This window comes from Cellulophaga sp. F20128 (genome assembly GCF_023015805.1).
Taxonomy (GTDB): Bacteria; Bacteroidota; Bacteroidia; order Flavobacteriales; family Flavobacteriaceae; genus Cellulophaga.
The window spans coordinates 25,338-41,769 of record NZ_JALKBA010000017.1 but is presented as its reverse complement, the minus strand read 5'-3'; the positions used below and the strand labels follow the sequence as shown (position 1 = coordinate 41,769).

Here is a 16,432-nt window from a genome sequence, read left to right as displayed (position 1 = left end):
ATTAATGGCTATACTCCTTTTTAGAAAGTTATTTTAGAGGGCCAGGATTGGATCAGGGAATAGATTTAAAAACTTCTTCTCTTGAAAATGTTATTTTAAATAGTCATGAATATGTCAGCTTAATTGTTCAGTGAGTAGGACAATATTTTTAGTGATTAATTTTTATAAGGACCTGATTGTTTCAATTCACCAAGCATAAATTATACATAATAGTAACTACGGGGCAATTTCAAATATTATTTGTAGATTCCATGGATATTTTGTTGTTCATAACATTAGGTGTTTTGTAGTATGAAAATAACAATATTGTAGTTAAGAACAATCTCCACTTCTGTCTCATACTACCACTGTATTGTAAGCTGGGATACTTTTTTGGGCTATTCTCAACTAATGTATTGAATAGCCCATTATTTTGAATTTATATTGAAATGTGTTTGGAAATCGGAACTCTGGTTGCTATGAATGTTTATTTTATACTATTCAAATATACCTCTAACATTGTATAACCGTCATTTCCAATAGTATTTCTATCCTTAGCATCTTTTGGATTGAGTTTGTTTTTTATTTCCCAAACATCAGGCATACCATCATGATCTGTGTCAATAGGAGCAGTGGTACTTTTTAGGATTGGCCATCCACCAACATCGCTGGGACTATCAATAATACCATTTTTACCATATTTTGCTGTTCCTTTACGTACATCATCAATAATATCTGTATCTACCTTATCACGTGTGGGTAATGAACATCCTGCACCTTTAAGAACAGATTGATAGGCTTCTTCAGCAGTTTGCTGATTAATCTTCATTGCCGACCATGGTTCATCTAGTCTATATGCAGAACTTGTTTTTGTTACCCCCAACAAATTATTAGCAGTAACTGAGGTACTTCCTTCCATAAAATTATCGGAAACCCACCATTGACCCGCATCAGCATCTCCGTTTCGTGATGAAGGAGCTACAATACGACTCCTTACTTTTAATTGGGTTGCTGGTCCAGGTTTGTAGTAATTTGCAATCATATTAATCGTAGAATGTTCAATGGGCGGGGTGCGTCTATCACCTACCTGGTGTGCTTCACCTCCATAACTACTTGCATACTCCCAATTATAAATCACATTGTTTCTATAATCGTTATATCCGCTGCCTGAAGCCCAGCGCGGATTACGACTGGCATTATGTGCAATAAGGTTATGATGCCAAGTTGCGTAATTGTTACCCCAAATACCTCCAAATCGATGTGAGTCTGTTGTACCTTTGGGACAGGCTTGTGCAATTATGCTCCATTGAACAGTTGTATTCTCATTATGGTAAAGTGTCATAGTCTCATCCGTACTCCAACTTGCTGAAATATGGTCAAAGATTATATTCTTATGATACCTGCTACCGATTGCGTCTTTTTCACCCATAGCTGGATCCCACCGCACTCGGATGTACCGAATGATTATATCGTTGGCACTTGTAGAAAGATTTCCTCTGATGCATATGCCATCACCCGGAGCCGTTTGCCCGGCAATGGTAATGTTGTCATTTTTGATGGAATAATTCCCAGTAATGGTTCCCGAAACCCTAAATACTACTGTTCTAGGTCCTTTGGCTTCTAATGCCGCACGGAAACTTCCTTCACCTGAATCTTCAAGGTTGGTCACTTCGTACACATCGCCACCCCGTCCGCCTACAGTATATTTTCCATACCCTTCTGCTGTTGGAAATGCCAATTGTTGGAGATTGGAATTGGGCGGGTTTTTTGCAACTGAATACAATTCTTCTTTCTGCTTGTTGCTTTTGCAAGATTGCATATGTATGCATAAAATGCAAAAAACGGATAGAATACTTAATGTTGTTGTTTTCATAAGTTTTTGGTTTTAGGAGTTGTTTTAGTGAATTTGGCTTTTTAATACTTTTATTTAGTAGCGATTCTTTGCTTCCATTCGTCATATTTTGAAAATATTTTTATTGGAGCATTTGTATACCAGCTGTAACCATTTCTCCTATTGTATCCAATTTCTGCCAGAGAATTTTTCTTAATCCCATCACGGTCACAGAAAAATGGTTTTTCTGTTTTTAGATCGTAAAACCGACCCCATAGGGAGGGTGCATTTTTATCTTCAACCACAATTCTATTCTTTAATCCGTCTTTTTGAATTTCAGTCTCTATCCTTATTCCTTCAACTTTATGTGTTCTAAACCAAGTTACGGCTCTATTTATTGAGGCTATAATTTCTTTTGATGGATTTTTTTCCTCCATCAACAACAAGACAATGTTAACAGATTCAGCACCGCTAAAGGAGGCTAATTCATAACTTCTGGCCATTGCTGGAGCCAATGTGTTTTTGTCATGTTGTGCACACCACACCGTAGGTGTGCCCTTTACAATTATTTGTGTTTTAAGAAAACATTCAATTCCCTTTTTAAAAGCCTTCTGAGTTTTTTCTATAGTAGTTTTATTTATTTGTAGGGATGCTATTTCGGAGCTTTCTAAAAAAACAGTTTTTAGAAACTTCATTATGTTTACCATTGCATTGTCATTGTAGGTGATATGTGCGGAGTAGGAGGTACTTCCTGTACGTACCGGGAAAAACTGGGGCCACCCACCATTTTTATATTGGGAAATAATAATATAATTCAATCCTTTATTAAAGGCATTTTTATAGCGTTCGTCTTTTGTGTGAGAATATACCTTTGCTAAAAATAGAAGTTCTGTAATGGTAGCGTTGTTATCAAAAGTTGCTCCAATTTTAGAGGTGTTGTTGGCGTAGTTTAGTTTTTCTTTTTCAGTAAATTTTTGGTGAAAAGATTTGTTTTTTTCCCATCCTCCAATTTCTTTTTGTGCAAGTAAAACATTTTCTGCAACTAACTTAGCTTCACTTGTGCCATACCAATCTGATGGCATTTTTATGGCGACATCTTTCCAAGACTTTTGTAAATAATCTGAAGGAGTATTTTGTGCATTGGTTATAGTAATCGATATGATTAACGTAAATAGTAATATAAGGTTTGTTTTTTTCATGGGTTTAATTTCAATTTATACTCTAAATTTATTTAACAGTAAGTACCTGTCCATTCGGGTTCAAGGTTATGTATACTTGATTTTTTGATTTTTTCATAGTTATATAATAATACGATTTTCCATTTTCTTCAATAAAATCGGCATCTCTAAGAGTATGGTCTTTAAACTTAGATGATATGGTTTTAATTATGGGAGCTGGTATTTCGGATAGCTTTATATCGTGAATGTGTTTTAAAATATTCCCCTTAGCATCAAATTTAAAATTATGATCGTCATCATTAATTTCGCCGTCAACGATATAGATTATTACCCCTTGTTCCTCTACGAATTTGGAATAATCGATGTCCATTTTTCCATAATTAGTTGCAATAAGACTGCTTATAAATATTGGGATTTCACTATCCTTTAACTCTTGCCTGTATTTTCGTAATTCCCCTTTTTCATTGACCCAGAAATAGTGGCGCTTTCCATCAATTTTAAATTTAATTGTATAGGTTGTTTTCCTGCCATTTTCATATTTATCAGCATCTTCAACATCAAAATAGGGAATTCTAGTTTTTATAGTTTCCAATACCACTTCTGGAATTTCACTTACATACAAATCTTTAAAATGTTCAATAAGATTTCCTTTATAGCTTAATATGGCCTTATGAGGCTTATTGTTTACTTGAAATTCAATGGTATAATTTTCTTTTTCTTTTTTCCATTTTGCGTGTTCTGAATTTGGATATTTTAATTGAAAACTATTTAATAAAACAGCTGGTACTTGGCTTTGATCTATTTTTTGGCCCCAAGTAAATGTTGTGAAAAATAGGAATACAATTAGCGCTATGATAGGTTTCATCTGTTGACTTTTAAATTTTAATCAAATAAACAACACGAATTTGGAAACAAATGGGAAAGAATCTGGAAAGAATCTGGAAAAGTACATGAATGCTCTTTTGAATAAGCTATTCTGCTTCATCTGTAAATACCTGTTAGAAGTAGTATTCATTTTGCAGTAGCATTTGTTTTCTTAGTGCTTTAAAGTATGCAAATTATGGCTGTAAAATTTTATCGAATCGACATATGCAAACTACAAACGGAATATACTGGTCCATTAATTTTTATATTGCAGACCAACCTAGAGTATGCTGCAAGAACGGTTATTAGAAGTGTTACGTTTAATAGTATAAGTTTATAAAGGGTTTTGACTTATTTTAAATTTATGCCTGTGCTCATATGAATAAGTGATGGCTAAATCAGATACGTCTACAATGGCTTTTACAATGGCCAGACCCAGCCCAGTTGAATTGTTGTTGTGCGAATTTTTGTTAAATCGTATGAATAACTTATTTGCTTGTAATTCTGGTAAATTACTGCTATTTTCTATGGTAAAATAAGCAGTGGTAATATGGATTGTAATAACACCATCTTTTTGGTTGTGGATTATGGCGTTTTTGACCAAGTTCATTACCAGCATTTCAGCAAGGTTTTTATTCATTTTAAAAACCCAATCAGCTTCTTTTACATACGTTATTTTAATTTTTTGAAATTCCGCATAATCAGAAAAATCCGCTATAATTCTGCTAATAATGTCATCAAAACTTAATATTTCGGCAGAAACAAACTGTTTGTTTTCTATTTTAGAAAGTAGGAGTAACGATTTGTTTAAACCAGATATGCGTTGAAAGGATTCAATAATATGGCCTATTTTTTTTATCTGTTCTTCAGATAAATCTGGATCTCCAGCAAGTAACTCCAGTTTGTTTATTCCTATGGCCAAAGGTGTTTGTAACTCATGTGATGCATTTTCAATAAATTGTTTCTGACTGTTAAAAATAGCCCCATTGGTCAGCAATAATTTTTGAACAGATTTATTTAACAAAACAAATTCTTTGATATTTGTTTTAGATAATTCCTTAGTAGTACTGCTGTCTAACCTAAAATCATTTAAGTATTCTAATAATTTATAGAAGGGTTTCCATGTGTTCTTTAGTACAAATCGATTCACTAATACACCACTAATAAACAGAAATAGGAACAACCAAAGTATTGATATAATAATCTTTTTGATTAGGTTACCTTTATTTAACTCATGTGAAAGCACCTTCATTTCAAAGTATTTGCCTTCAGCGGATACAAAAGCCGTTGTAAGTAAGCGCGCTTCGTAATTTGTGTTTTTTAGCTTAGAAAAAATTAAGGTGTCTTTGTAAGAATCTCTCACTTGAAGCGCGTACTCCTCATTTACATTTTTAATACTGTAACTTTTATCTAGAAAATTAACCTGTTCAATAAGGTTAGCGCTATTATCCTCTAAGTTGTCTATAATTGCTATTTTATGATTAGTAAGGCCTTCATCAACAGTAGTTTTAACTTGAATTAGCAACTCAGAATAGAATAGAAATGCCCATATACCAACAGTAGTGAATAGAATAGTAGAAAGAATCCACAAGGTGTGGTTAATTAGTTTCATTTTAGCCCCAATTTATAACCCATTCCATAGACGGAATTAATATCTATTTCAGCATTATGGTCGCGAAGCTTTTTACGTAAGTTTTTAATTTGAGAATAAATAAAATCAAAATCATTTGCCTGATCTATATAATCTCCCCAGATGTTTTCTGCAATTGCAGATTTGCTCACAATTCTAGTTTTATTCATCCCAAAAAACACAAGAATATCAAATTCTTTACGGTTCAATTCTACGGGTTGGTTATTTATATAAACAGAGCGTTCCTCAATATTAATTTTCACATTGTCCAATTCAAGTAGCTTTTTTCCTTCCCTTTTTTTTCGCCGGATTACGGACTTTATTCTTGCATTTAACTCTGTAATATGAAAGGGTTTGGTTAAATAGTCGTCTGCACCAAGATTTAACCCTTTTACTTTATCCTCAAGTGAGTCTTTGGCTGATATAATAATTACACTGTCTGCCTTGTCTAGGTTTTTTAATTCGTGTAATAAATCAAGTCCATTACCATCTGGTAGGGTAATGTCAAGCAGGATACAATCATAATCATAGGATACAATTTTATTCAAACCAGATTGATAATTTCCCGCAACCTCAACAATATAATTTTCATCTAAAAGAAATTCTTTGATCAGTCCTTTCATTTCAGGTTCATCTTCAATTACAAGTATTTTCATTTCATTGGGTAGTTAGGTCTTTAATTTTTCAGACCATGTTAAATTAAACATTTTAACAGGTCAAATCAATTATTCTGAATACTTTATTTATTGTCAACTTAAATAGTTAATCTTTGTTGTAGCGATAAATTTTTTACACCTTAAAATCCAAAACAGTTTGAAACTTGGTATTAAGTAAATTTAAATAGTTGTTGAGAATTTTAGTTTGTTTGAAAATATTTTCTTGTGTGAACTAATGAAAAGGGTGGGTTCCTCGATCGTTTTAAATAACGTTTAAATGGGTTTTCATAATAATGAATACATTCAAAACTCAATTGACTTTAGGCATTTTCTTTATCGAGGTGGCTAAAGGATTTAATACTCAAAAATGATTTTTTTATAGTGCTTTACTTAAGCACCTTGCAGATTACGCTCTGAATTATCCACATAAGTTATAGTCCTTTGTTTGTATTAATTTTTCTTTGGATCATAGGTGTTTTCAATTGAATATGAAAAAGATGGTTTATAATAGTTATGCTTACAAATTATTTTTTCGGAATCGTTACCGGGAAATTAAACCCATTTCGGTATCGTTTTCGGTATTTTTTTTTTAATTCTTGAAAAAAAATGCAAATCAATTATAGATATTAGTGCGAGTAAATTTGAATTACTAACTAAATGGAAAGATTTTTTTTATTAGAATGCTGAATAGAAAAAAACTAAAAAAGTTGATCCGAAATCCAAGTTAATTTTTCTAACAAATTAAAGTTATATTTTTTATAGGTAATGGCTTTGTCTAGAAAATAAATTTATTTATTAAAAAAAAATAGGTTTAAAAATCAATAAGAAGTAGGGAATTCCTATGAGTTTAGATTAAAATATAAACTGATATAGTACCATCTAATAAAATCAAGTTCGGGATTCTATAAAGAAGTGGTCGTTACAAAAAATAAAAATTACTTTCGAATGGCTAAAAATAATTAAATTAAAATAATGATGCGGATACCTTTAAAAGTTTGCTTGTGTTTTTTATTAACTATAGTGTTAAGTCAATGTAAGACTGTGACAATCAATGGGGAGGTAAATGATGAAGAATTAGTAGAAACCAAAAATAAACAAATAACAGATTCAATTGTTTTAGGTGAAATGTTCACAATCTATGAACTACCTTATGCCTATGATCATACAATTATTTATAATTCTAAGGATAGTAAATGGCATTTGTATGGAATTGTAGCAGATAATAGACAATTTATTCACCTTACCGCCGATTCATTAACCCAAAGAGGTTGGTCTAAACAAAAGGAATTTAGATATAAGGGCCAAGAAATTTGGGCGCCACATATTATTAAAAATGCTGATACCTTCTATATGTATTATACTAGTATTGGTGTGCCTCGTCAAATAAGATATGCAGTATCCAAAGATCTTTATAATTGGGAACATCCAACAGAGGAACCTTTATTCGCATATTCTAACGAAATTACAAATAATCAAAAAAATAAAGACCCTATGGTTTTTAAGCATGGGGATATTTGGATTATGTATTTCAGCATGTTAAAAGATGATAAACATTGGGTAGTTGGTTATAGTACCAGCAAGGATTTAATAAATTGGGAAGGTCCAAAAATTTGTTTTGATGAACATACTGAAAACCCAGGGGTTGAATCCCCATTTGTGGTTAAAAGAGGGGAGTATTATTACCTCACACTTTCGGCAAGACCAACGTGGCCATACGGAGGACAGGATATTTTTAAAAGCAAATCTCCATTTTTATGGCAAACTTCAGATTTAGTCAAGCGCATTAATCCATGGCATGCCGCGGAAATTATGAGGGATTTAGACGGTAAATGGTATTACTCACGATCCTCTGGTAATCAACATGATTTTCGGATGGCAGAATTATTTTGGAATGATGGATTAGATGAAGAAGAAACGTCTATGCCAGTTCCTAATAGGTAGGTAATTCAAATAAAAAATTATTTAATTAGTATTGCTCCAATGATAAGAATTCAATTAGTCAAAATACCTTTAAAAGTACTTTTTATTGTACTTGTCCTTTCCTTAAAACCGCTATCAACTTACGCACAAAATAATCTTGCACTTTCCGGTAAATCTATTTCCAGTAATCCTCACGTTCCTAGTAAATCCGATTATACAATAGACGGTAAAACAGATACAGGATGGATGAGTGAGGGCGGTAAAGAGCCCAAATGGGTATTGGTCACTTTACCAGGTGCTACTGAAGTTGTTACCGTAGTATTGCATTTAGAAGATGCTAACGGGCGTACCGTTTCTTCATATGCGCTACAAACGTTTATGAATGGATTCTGGAATGATCTAAAAAAGGTAATGGATAATCATGAAAAAATAATTTCGATTGATTTTAAAAATCCTGTATTAACAGATAGAATAAGGTTGGTAATCTATAATGAAGCTGTAGTAAAAGTTAACGAATTTGAAATCTACGGACGTAAGTATGTTTCTAATGAAGCTACTCCTGTTCGAAAAATTATTACAAACCAGAGTGGGTATAACCTTGATAAACCGAAACGATTTACGGCACCAGAGATATTAGATAATACTGCATTCATAATAAAAAATACAAGAACCAATAAAGAAGAGTATAGAGGTACAGTGATGAGTCATATTGGGGATTTTACAAATTTTAACCCATCATCTTCAGATGAATATGAGATTGTTATAGGGGCCAATACATCCTTTCCTTTTAGAATAGGACCATATTGGCTAGAGCGTGTGACCTATAGAAATATGATCGATTTTATGATAGGCGCTAGGCATTACCTTGGTACTACGGATAAAATAAGACAACTTTCTTGGGCTTGGCGCGATGGTGATTTTTTTAATTGGTCTATGCAAACCTTAGTAGCTCAATACCTTTCCAATCCTGAGGCTTACAAACGTATGAAACAGAAAATTTCATATAAGGACAACACTTCTTTTCCTTTAGAGTATAAAGACAAATGGGGTCGTTTAGAACCTTATAAGAAGGATGCGCCGGATATCGTTAAATTAATTCATTGGGATGCTGATGTTAAAATTTCTCAGGAATTGAATCATGAAATGCAAAAAGCAGAATTAGCACATTTTCTTTATGCATTTCCGTATTTGAAAGAATGGTTGCCGCAACAGAATTTTGATGTTGTTTATAAGTATGTAATAGATAATTGGGAAAATGTATTGGTTACTAATGGTTCAACGAAATATGATCAAAGTCCAGAACATAATTTATTGGCATTAAAAACCAAGATGGGAACCAACAAAGGGGAGTTGCCACCTGGACATTCAGTTATTCCCAATTTAATGATGTTTAAGGTTGCTAAGAAACAAGGTGAAAAAGATGCCATTAAGTATTTTAATGCAGCCTTCAATCAAATGGAATGGATGATCGCTAATCTTGATTGGAATGATCCTCTAACTACAAAAGGTCAACGTATGTCTGAGCATATTACTTTGCGTTCTTTTGCCTTTTTTTATAACCAATACCCTAAAAAAGCCCCACAAGGGTTGATGGAAAAAGTTGAAGAATGGGGCAAAGTTATGGTAGGTCGTTCCAAAAATATGTGGGATTTTAGAAAATATACAGACCATGGGGATTGGGTGCCTAATGGTTGGAATGAAACTGGAAATATTCTAAGCTTTCCAGCAAGTGCTATTGCGGCAATGAGTATAATTACAAATAAAGAGTTGAAACAAGAATTAGATAAAATTACTTGGTCGCATATTGATAATGCATTTGGTAGAAATCCTACAGGCAGACATTTTTCTTATGATGGTCCTTCTGAAATCGAAGGGGTAGATTTAGGATGGTATTCTTTTCACCATGGTGGTGTAGGTTTGTTGGAGGAGGTTCCTTTTGTTTTTGATGGCTCACCAAAAAATAATCATTACCCGAATCATCCAGAAATTGGTAATATAGGATGGACCGAAGGCTGGGTGCAACACAATACTGCATTTAATGTAAGTATGGCCTATTTAGCAAATTATGAAACGGAAATAATACTAAAAAAAAGAAACAAAAAGACCATAGAAATTAGGTTAAAGGCGCCATTGAATTTTGATGAAAATAAAGTTGATATGGTTGATGTATTTTTAAAGTCATCAAGGGGTGATGTAGAGATTGTAAAATTAAGAGAGGAAAGTCCATTTTCAAAATATTTGTTAGGAACGGTGGCAGTTAAGAAAGGTAAGATAAAATTAAAAGATGGTGTTTTGCAGCTAAAAAATGAAGACATTATTGAGGCGACTTATGGTTTTGGTTATTTTGAAAAACGTGCTAGCATTAAAATAGGGAATCATTGATATGAACACAAAAATCTCAAACAGCTTTAAATAAAAATTTTAATAACAAACCTAAATGAATAATATTGATTATCTAGTAATTATAATATTTTCCTTATTGATTGTAATGGCTGGTCTAGCCTTTAGAAAAAGAGGTGGGGATATGAAATCGTATTTTGCAGCGGGAGGTGCAGTTCCGTGGTCTATGAGTGGATTATCACTATTCATGAGTTTTTTTTCGGCAGGAACTTTTGTTGTATGGGGATCTATTGCTTATGAGTTAGGCTGGGTAGCCATTACAATTCAAATGGCAATGTGTTTTGGTGGGTTTTTGGTGGCTTTTCTGATAGCACCCGCTTGGCGCAAGACAAATAGTTTAACCGCTGCAGAATTTGTACGGAATCGATTAGGTAATACTACCCAGAAGTTTTATACCTATCTAATATTAATACTCTCCTTGGCTTATGCAGGGGCTTTTTTATATCCTGTTGCAAAAATTATTAATGTGTCCACGGGTTTTCCTATAAATGCTTGTATTATCGTTTTAGGCTTGTTAATTTTATTATATACCGTTGTTGGAGGTTTATGGGCAGTTATTATCACGGATGTTTTGCAATTTGTAATTCTAACAGCAGCCGTTTTTATAGTAGTATATCTATCTATTCAAGAAGTAGGTGGATTAAATCAGTTTGTTGAGAAGGTGCCAAATAACTTTTTTGACTGGACAAGTGGGGAATATACCTGGGGGTTTATTGTTGCTTTTGCTATTTATAATACTATTTTCATTGGTGGAAATTGGGCTTATGTACAACGATATACCAGTGTGAGAAACGCTAAAGATGCTAAAAAAGTAGGACTAACTTTTGGTTGGTTGTATTTATTAAGTCCCTTTATCTGGATGTTGCCACCAATGATTTATCGTGTTTTAAATCCTTCATTAGGAGGATTGGAAAATGAGGGTGCTTATTTATTAATATGTAAGCAAGTATTGCCAGTAGGTATGTTGGGACTAATGTTAGGTGGGATGGTTTTTGCTACGGCAAGTTCGGTAAACACGACTTTGAACTTAGCAGCCTCCGTTATCACGAATGATATATTTAAAATTATAAAGCCTAAGGCATCCATAAAGACAACCATGCGTGTTGCTAAACTTTCCACACTTTTATTTGGTATAGGGACTATTATGGTGGCACTTTTGGTGCCTTCTGCAGGAGGTATTGTAAATGTGGTATTGAGTATCGGTGCGGTAACGGGTTGTTCTTTGTATGGACCTCCTATTTGGGCGATTTTTTCAAAAAGACATTCAGGAAAATCTATTTTATGGATTACAATTACAAGTTTATTAATAAATATTGTTTTTAAATTTTTCGCCCCTTTATCTAGAGCAAATGAAATGCTTTTAGGAGCCATCTTGCCTTTAACGTTGTTATTTTTATATGAATTTTACATTAGATTTAAAGGTGTGAATGAAAGTGATGATTATAAAATATATCAAGGCAAAATTTCAGTGATGGAAATAGTTGAAGAAGATGCTACCGAACAAAATACATTTGGTTTAAAAGTCTTGGCACTTACATTAATGGCCGTCGGGTTATTAATTTTGATTTTAGGTTTTTTTGCTGAGGAATCTAACGGGATTGTACTCTCTGTAGGGGCAGTGATAGGAATAATTGCACTAATTATTCATCCAAATATTAAAAAGAAATTGCCATTTAAATTATCAAATTAAGATAGTAATTACATATAGAACAAGAATAGAAAGTGTTCTCTTAAAAAGAACATTAACCTTTTATAGATTGAAGAATGATTAAGAGTGAATATAGTGATGCAAGAGATAATAAACTCGTAGAAATAACGGCAGACCTAGTAGTAATAGGAGGAGGATTAGCGGGAGTTTGTGCAGCTATAACAGCTGCCAGAGAAAGCTTAAAAGTTGTTTTGGTTCAAGACCGACCAGTACTTGGAGGGAATTCTTCAAGTGAAGTAAGGCTTTGGGCTTTGGGAGCTACATCACATATGGGTAATAATAATAGATGGTCTAGAGAAGGTGGTTTAATTAATGAAATACTTCTTGATAATTTGAATAGAAATAAAGAAGGAAACCCTCTTATATTTGATACAATACTACTAGAGAAAGTATACGAAGAAAATAATATTACCTTATTACTGAATACAGTAGTTTATGAAACGCAGAAAGCGAATGACACAACTATAGCGTGTGTGAAAGCATTTTGCAGTCAGAATTCAACAACCTATATTTTACAGTCTACCTACTTTTGTGATGCATCTGGAGATGGAATTGTTGCCTTTCAATCTGGCGCTTCATTTAGAATGGGAGCTGAAACCTCAGAAGAATTTGATGAAGGTTTTGCACCAAATATTGAAGACTATGGGAATTTATTGGGACACTCACTTTATTTTTATACTAAGGATGTAGGTAAGCCAATTACGTATAAGGCTCCTTCTTTTGCAATTGACAACGCAGCCGAACTTCCCAGAATTAAAAATTTCCAATTGGGTGATCACGGTTGTAAGCTGTGGTGGGTAGAATATGGAGGACGTCTTGATACTGTTCACCAATCTGAGGATATTAAATTTGAATTGTGGAAGGTTGTTTATGGTATATGGGACTATGTTAAAAATAGTAATAAGTTTCCTGAAGCAGAGAACTTAACATTGGAATGGGTTGGAACTATTCCGGGAAAGAGGGAAAGTCGAAGATTTGAAGGGGATTTTATGTTGTCACAAAAGGATATTGTTGAACAAAGAGACCATTATGACCGTGTGGCAATAGGGGGTTGGGCAATGGACTTACATCCGGCTGATGGGATATACAGTGCGCATAATTCATGTACACAATGGCATGGTAAAGGAATATACACTATTCCTTATAGATGTTATTATAGTAAAGACATTGATAACCTGTTTTTGGCGGGTAGAATAATTAGTGCATCTCACGTTGCGTTTGGTTCATCTCGAGTTATGTTAACTTGTGCTCATGGAGGTCAAGTAGTAGGGAAAGCAGCAGCTTTATGTTTGAAAAACAACTGGAATCCTCGCAATTTGGGTAAAAAAGAGCATATAGAAGAACTGCAATTATCCTTAAACAGAGATGGGCAAGGTATACCAAGATTATCTTTAGAAGATCAAGATGACCTTATTTTAGACGGGAATCTAACGGCATCATCTGAATTGAAACTTAGTAATATTACGGCTTCAGGATTGTATAAGCCTTTAAGGAAGAATACGGCACAATTATTACCGTTAAATGCTAATGAGATATATAGTTTTAAATTAAACGTGAAGGTTTTGGTTGCAACCACCTTAACCATAAAATTAAAAAAGAGTAATTCAGTAAAACACTATACACCAGATATTGAAATACAATCTGATGAATTTGTTTTGGAAGAAGGTTTTCAAGAAATTAGGTTCAATTTAAATAAAGCATTCAGTAGCAACTCCTATGTTTATTTGTGTTTTATGGAAAATGATAATATTGAATTGCCTTTATCAAACCAACTATATTCTGGAGTAATAACTTTACAGCAAAAAATTAATAAATCCGTTTCTAATTTTGGTAGGCAAGATCCGCCTGAAAATATTGGTATCCATGCTTTTGATTTTTGGACACCAGAAAGAAAACCAGCAGGGGAAAATATCGCAATGCTAATTTCTCCACCAATTCAAAAATTTGATGTAAAGAACGTGCTAAGTCTAGAACAACGTGCCACACCAAATGGCAATGTAAATGCCTGGATGTCCGCCATAGATGATAAAAATCCTCAAATAAATTGTAGTTGGTCTAAACCTCAAAAAATAAAGTCAATTAAATTGATATTTGATACAGATTTTGATAACGCATTAGAATCTATATTGATGACGCACTCCCAATCGATTGTAGATATGGTTGTAAATAATTATAAAATATTTGATGAAAAAAATAATTTGATTTTTGAATGTGTAGCTAATTATCAAGCCATTAATCATATTAAGTTTGAAAACCCTATTGAGACTTCATTAATAACAATTGTATTCGAAAAACCTAATGTAAATATACCTGTTTCAGTATTTAAAATATCAGCTTATAGCGACCATTAGAATAGCTATTAAAGAGTTCAAATAACTGAATCAAAGGAGTAGTTGAGCTATGCTGCCATTTTTATTTTTTGTAGAACCTTAATTGATAAGGTTTAATTTGGATTGGTCTCTCAAAGTAGTTTCTCCAAAAAAGAAGTAAAGCTAGAAGAGTTAATGAAAGCCTATAGGGCAATTTAATGAGATTTAAATCTCGTTAGTTTTTCGAACTGATGAATCCCTAATATTTAACACCCCGTTCAATACGACTGTTTCATTATCTACAGAAATTTTTTCAATTTGTTTTAATAATAGTTCTGCAGCTTTTTTACCAATTTCGGTCGTGGGTTGTTTTACGCTACTTAGTTGAGGTGTAATGTGTTTAGCCATTTGAGTTTCTGTAAAACCAATTATTGCCACATCCTCTGGGACCTGATAGCCGTTATTTTTTAATGTTTTTATAGCTCCAATAGCAACTAGATCATTTACACAAAAAAAAGCATCTGGGATATCGTGTTTATAAATTAAATTTTCTATAGCCTCCATACCTTCTATTGATAGTAAACCCGTTTCTATAACTTTATAGTTTTCTTTTTCAATTTTATGTTTATTCATGGCTTTCTTGAAACCTTCTACTCGATCAATAGAAACACATAAATCTTTATACCCTGAGAGATGATATATTTTCTTGTATCCTTGTCTAATCAGGTGCTCGGTAGCAAAAAAACTCCATTTTTTATTATCAAATAAAACTTTTGAAGCCATCAAAGAATCATTAACGCGACTCATAAAAACGATAGGTTGTCCTTTTTTATATTGATTTAGATAATAATTCATATTTATATTATGCTTTTGCATAGTAGGGGCAATTATAAGACCATCAACCATATGGTGAATAAGGGTAGTAACATTTTTTAATTCCTGTTCATCATTCTCGTTAGATTGCATTATGAGTACTTGGTATCCTTTAGGCATTAAGACTTCTTGGATAGCAATAATTATTTCTGAATAAAACTCGTTAATAAACTCAGGTACAACCACTCCAATCGTATATGTTCTTTTCTGACTCAGGTTTTTTGCTATGGGATTAGGAAAATAACCCATTTCCTCAGCGGTTTTAAGGATGAGTTCTTTTGTTTCTTTTTTAATGTCATATTTATCGTTAAACGCTCTTGATACAGATGAAATTGAAACATTCAATTTTTTTGCAACATCCTTTATGGTAACATGTTTCATTCTTCGCTGTTTGTTTAGATATAATCGAAAATTCAATAAATTGCCGAAAATAATTTTTTAGCACTAATTACTTAATCAAAAATAGTACAAATTTAGACTATAAAGATAATGCTTTATCGTAATTATAAGTTTAATTTGTTAATCTAATTTATTGATATATATAAGATTATATCATTTTCGGAAGCGATTTCGTAAATTTAAAACGTTTCCGAAATCGTTTCCGCTATTAAGTTTGAAGATAATGAAAGAATATAGAAATGTAAGTTGGAAATTGAAGTAAAAAAAAAGAAAAAATACCTTTTCCTATTTTTAATAAAGAAAAAATTGAAACCCGGTTTAACCCAAAAAAAGATTTTCAGTTAGTTTAGTTAGTAGTTTGTGGCAAACTTAATTTATGTAATAAATTGGGTTTGCTTTTTTTTTCAAATTATTTTATAAAAGATACTAGAAAATAAATAATACTTTAACAAGCTAAGGGTTCTTATGAATATGAAAAGCAAACATATAAATTTACACTGCTTATTCCTTGGAAATAATTACTTCGTTATTATAATGAATTTTTTAATTATCGGAAACGATTCCGGAAATTAAAAACGTTTTCGGTAGCGTTTCTGTTAAATAAATTGGCTAAGACCTAATTTAATAATGTAATTTTATTTTCACTTCTTTTATTTGATTTAAGTAGACCTTTAATTCATAAAAT

10 protein-coding genes are annotated in these 16,432 nt (G+C 32.6%); 4 read left to right on the top strand and 6 right to left on the bottom strand.

Annotation, left to right across the window (positions count from 1 at the left end):
- Positions 1-466: 466 nt before the first annotated feature.
- From MWU65_RS14005 to MWU65_RS13985, 5 genes are all read right to left on the bottom strand, one after another.
- The gene (locus tag MWU65_RS14005) at positions 467-1,852 is read right to left on the bottom strand and encodes a pectate lyase (RefSeq protein WP_247078871.1); all 1,386 of its coding nucleotides are present in this window, start codon (positions 1,850-1,852) and stop codon (positions 467-469) included.
- A gap of 50 nt (positions 1,853-1,902) precedes the next feature.
- Positions 1,903-3,009 carry a pectate lyase gene (pelA, locus tag MWU65_RS14000; protein ID WP_247078870.1) on the bottom strand — a complete coding sequence of 369 codons (1,107 nt, stop codon included), beginning with the start codon at positions 3,007-3,009 and terminating at the stop codon, positions 1,903-1,905.
- Positions 3,010-3,037: 28 nt separating this feature from the next.
- Positions 3,038-3,853 (bottom strand): PepSY-like domain-containing protein, encoded by an 816-nt coding sequence (locus MWU65_RS13995; protein WP_247078869.1) that lies wholly within the window; start codon positions 3,851-3,853, stop codon positions 3,038-3,040.
- A gap of 333 nt (positions 3,854-4,186) precedes the next feature.
- Positions 4,187-5,464, bottom strand: coding sequence for a HAMP domain-containing sensor histidine kinase (locus tag MWU65_RS13990; RefSeq protein ID WP_247078868.1), 1,278 nt, complete (start codon positions 5,462-5,464; stop codon positions 4,187-4,189).
- A complete protein-coding gene (locus MWU65_RS13985) occupies positions 5,461-6,138 on the bottom strand; it encodes a response regulator transcription factor (RefSeq protein ID WP_247078867.1) in 678 nt (225 codons plus the stop codon). The genes MWU65_RS13990 and MWU65_RS13985 overlap by 4 nt, the downstream gene beginning before the upstream one ends.
- A gap of 972 nt (positions 6,139-7,110) precedes the next feature.
- Here MWU65_RS13985 and MWU65_RS13980 point away from each other — a divergent pair.
- From MWU65_RS13980 to MWU65_RS13965, 4 genes are all read left to right on the top strand, one after another.
- The gene (locus tag MWU65_RS13980) at positions 7,111-8,079 is read left to right on the top strand and encodes a family 43 glycosylhydrolase (RefSeq protein WP_247078866.1); all 969 of its coding nucleotides are present in this window, start codon (positions 7,111-7,113) and stop codon (positions 8,077-8,079) included.
- Between the two features lie 39 nt (positions 8,080-8,118).
- Positions 8,119-10,440 (top strand): discoidin domain-containing protein, encoded by a 2,322-nt coding sequence (locus MWU65_RS13975; RefSeq protein WP_247078865.1) that lies wholly within the window; start codon positions 8,119-8,121, stop codon positions 10,438-10,440.
- Positions 10,441-10,495: 55 nt separating this feature from the next.
- Entirely contained in the window at positions 10,496-12,148 is a 1,653-nt protein-coding gene (locus MWU65_RS13970; RefSeq protein ID WP_247078864.1) for a sodium:solute symporter family protein, read from the top strand.
- A 74-nt stretch (positions 12,149-12,222) separates the two neighbouring features.
- Positions 12,223-14,517, top strand: a complete 2,295-nt coding sequence (locus MWU65_RS13965; protein ID WP_247078863.1) for an FAD-dependent oxidoreductase — start codon at positions 12,223-12,225, stop codon at positions 14,515-14,517.
- Between the two features lie 183 nt (positions 14,518-14,700).
- Here the strand turns inward: MWU65_RS13965 and MWU65_RS13960 are convergent, their stop codons facing one another.
- Entirely contained in the window at positions 14,701-15,729 is a 1,029-nt protein-coding gene (locus tag MWU65_RS13960) for a LacI family DNA-binding transcriptional regulator (RefSeq protein ID WP_247078862.1), read from the bottom strand.
- Positions 15,730-16,432 lie beyond the last annotated feature (703 nt).

Bases quoted from the DNA above. Each gene is read 5' to 3' on its own strand.
- MWU65_RS13965 (WP_247078863.1), top strand. From the start codon at position 12,223: ATGATTAAGAGTGAATATAGTGATGCAAGAGATAATAAACTCGTAGAA.
- MWU65_RS13990 (WP_247078868.1), bottom strand. From the start codon at position 5,464: ATGAAACTAATTAACCACACCTTGTGGATTCTTTCTACTATTCTATTC.
- MWU65_RS13960 (WP_247078862.1), bottom strand. From the start codon at position 15,729: ATGAAACATGTTACCATAAAGGATGTTGCAAAAAAATTGAATGTTTCA.
- MWU65_RS13985 (WP_247078867.1), bottom strand. From the start codon at position 6,138: ATGAAAATACTTGTAATTGAAGATGAACCTGAAATGAAAGGACTGATC.
- pelA (WP_247078870.1), bottom strand. From the start codon at position 3,009: ATGAAAAAAACAAACCTTATATTACTATTTACGTTAATCATATCGATT.
- MWU65_RS13980 (WP_247078866.1), top strand. From the start codon at position 7,111: ATGATGCGGATACCTTTAAAAGTTTGCTTGTGTTTTTTATTAACTATA.
- MWU65_RS13970 (WP_247078864.1), top strand. From the start codon at position 10,496: ATGAATAATATTGATTATCTAGTAATTATAATATTTTCCTTATTGATT.
- MWU65_RS14005 (WP_247078871.1), bottom strand. From the start codon at position 1,852: ATGAAAACAACAACATTAAGTATTCTATCCGTTTTTTGCATTTTATGC.
- MWU65_RS13975 (WP_247078865.1), top strand. From the start codon at position 8,119: ATGATAAGAATTCAATTAGTCAAAATACCTTTAAAAGTACTTTTTATT.
- MWU65_RS13995 (WP_247078869.1), bottom strand. From the start codon at position 3,853: ATGAAACCTATCATAGCGCTAATTGTATTCCTATTTTTCACAACATTT.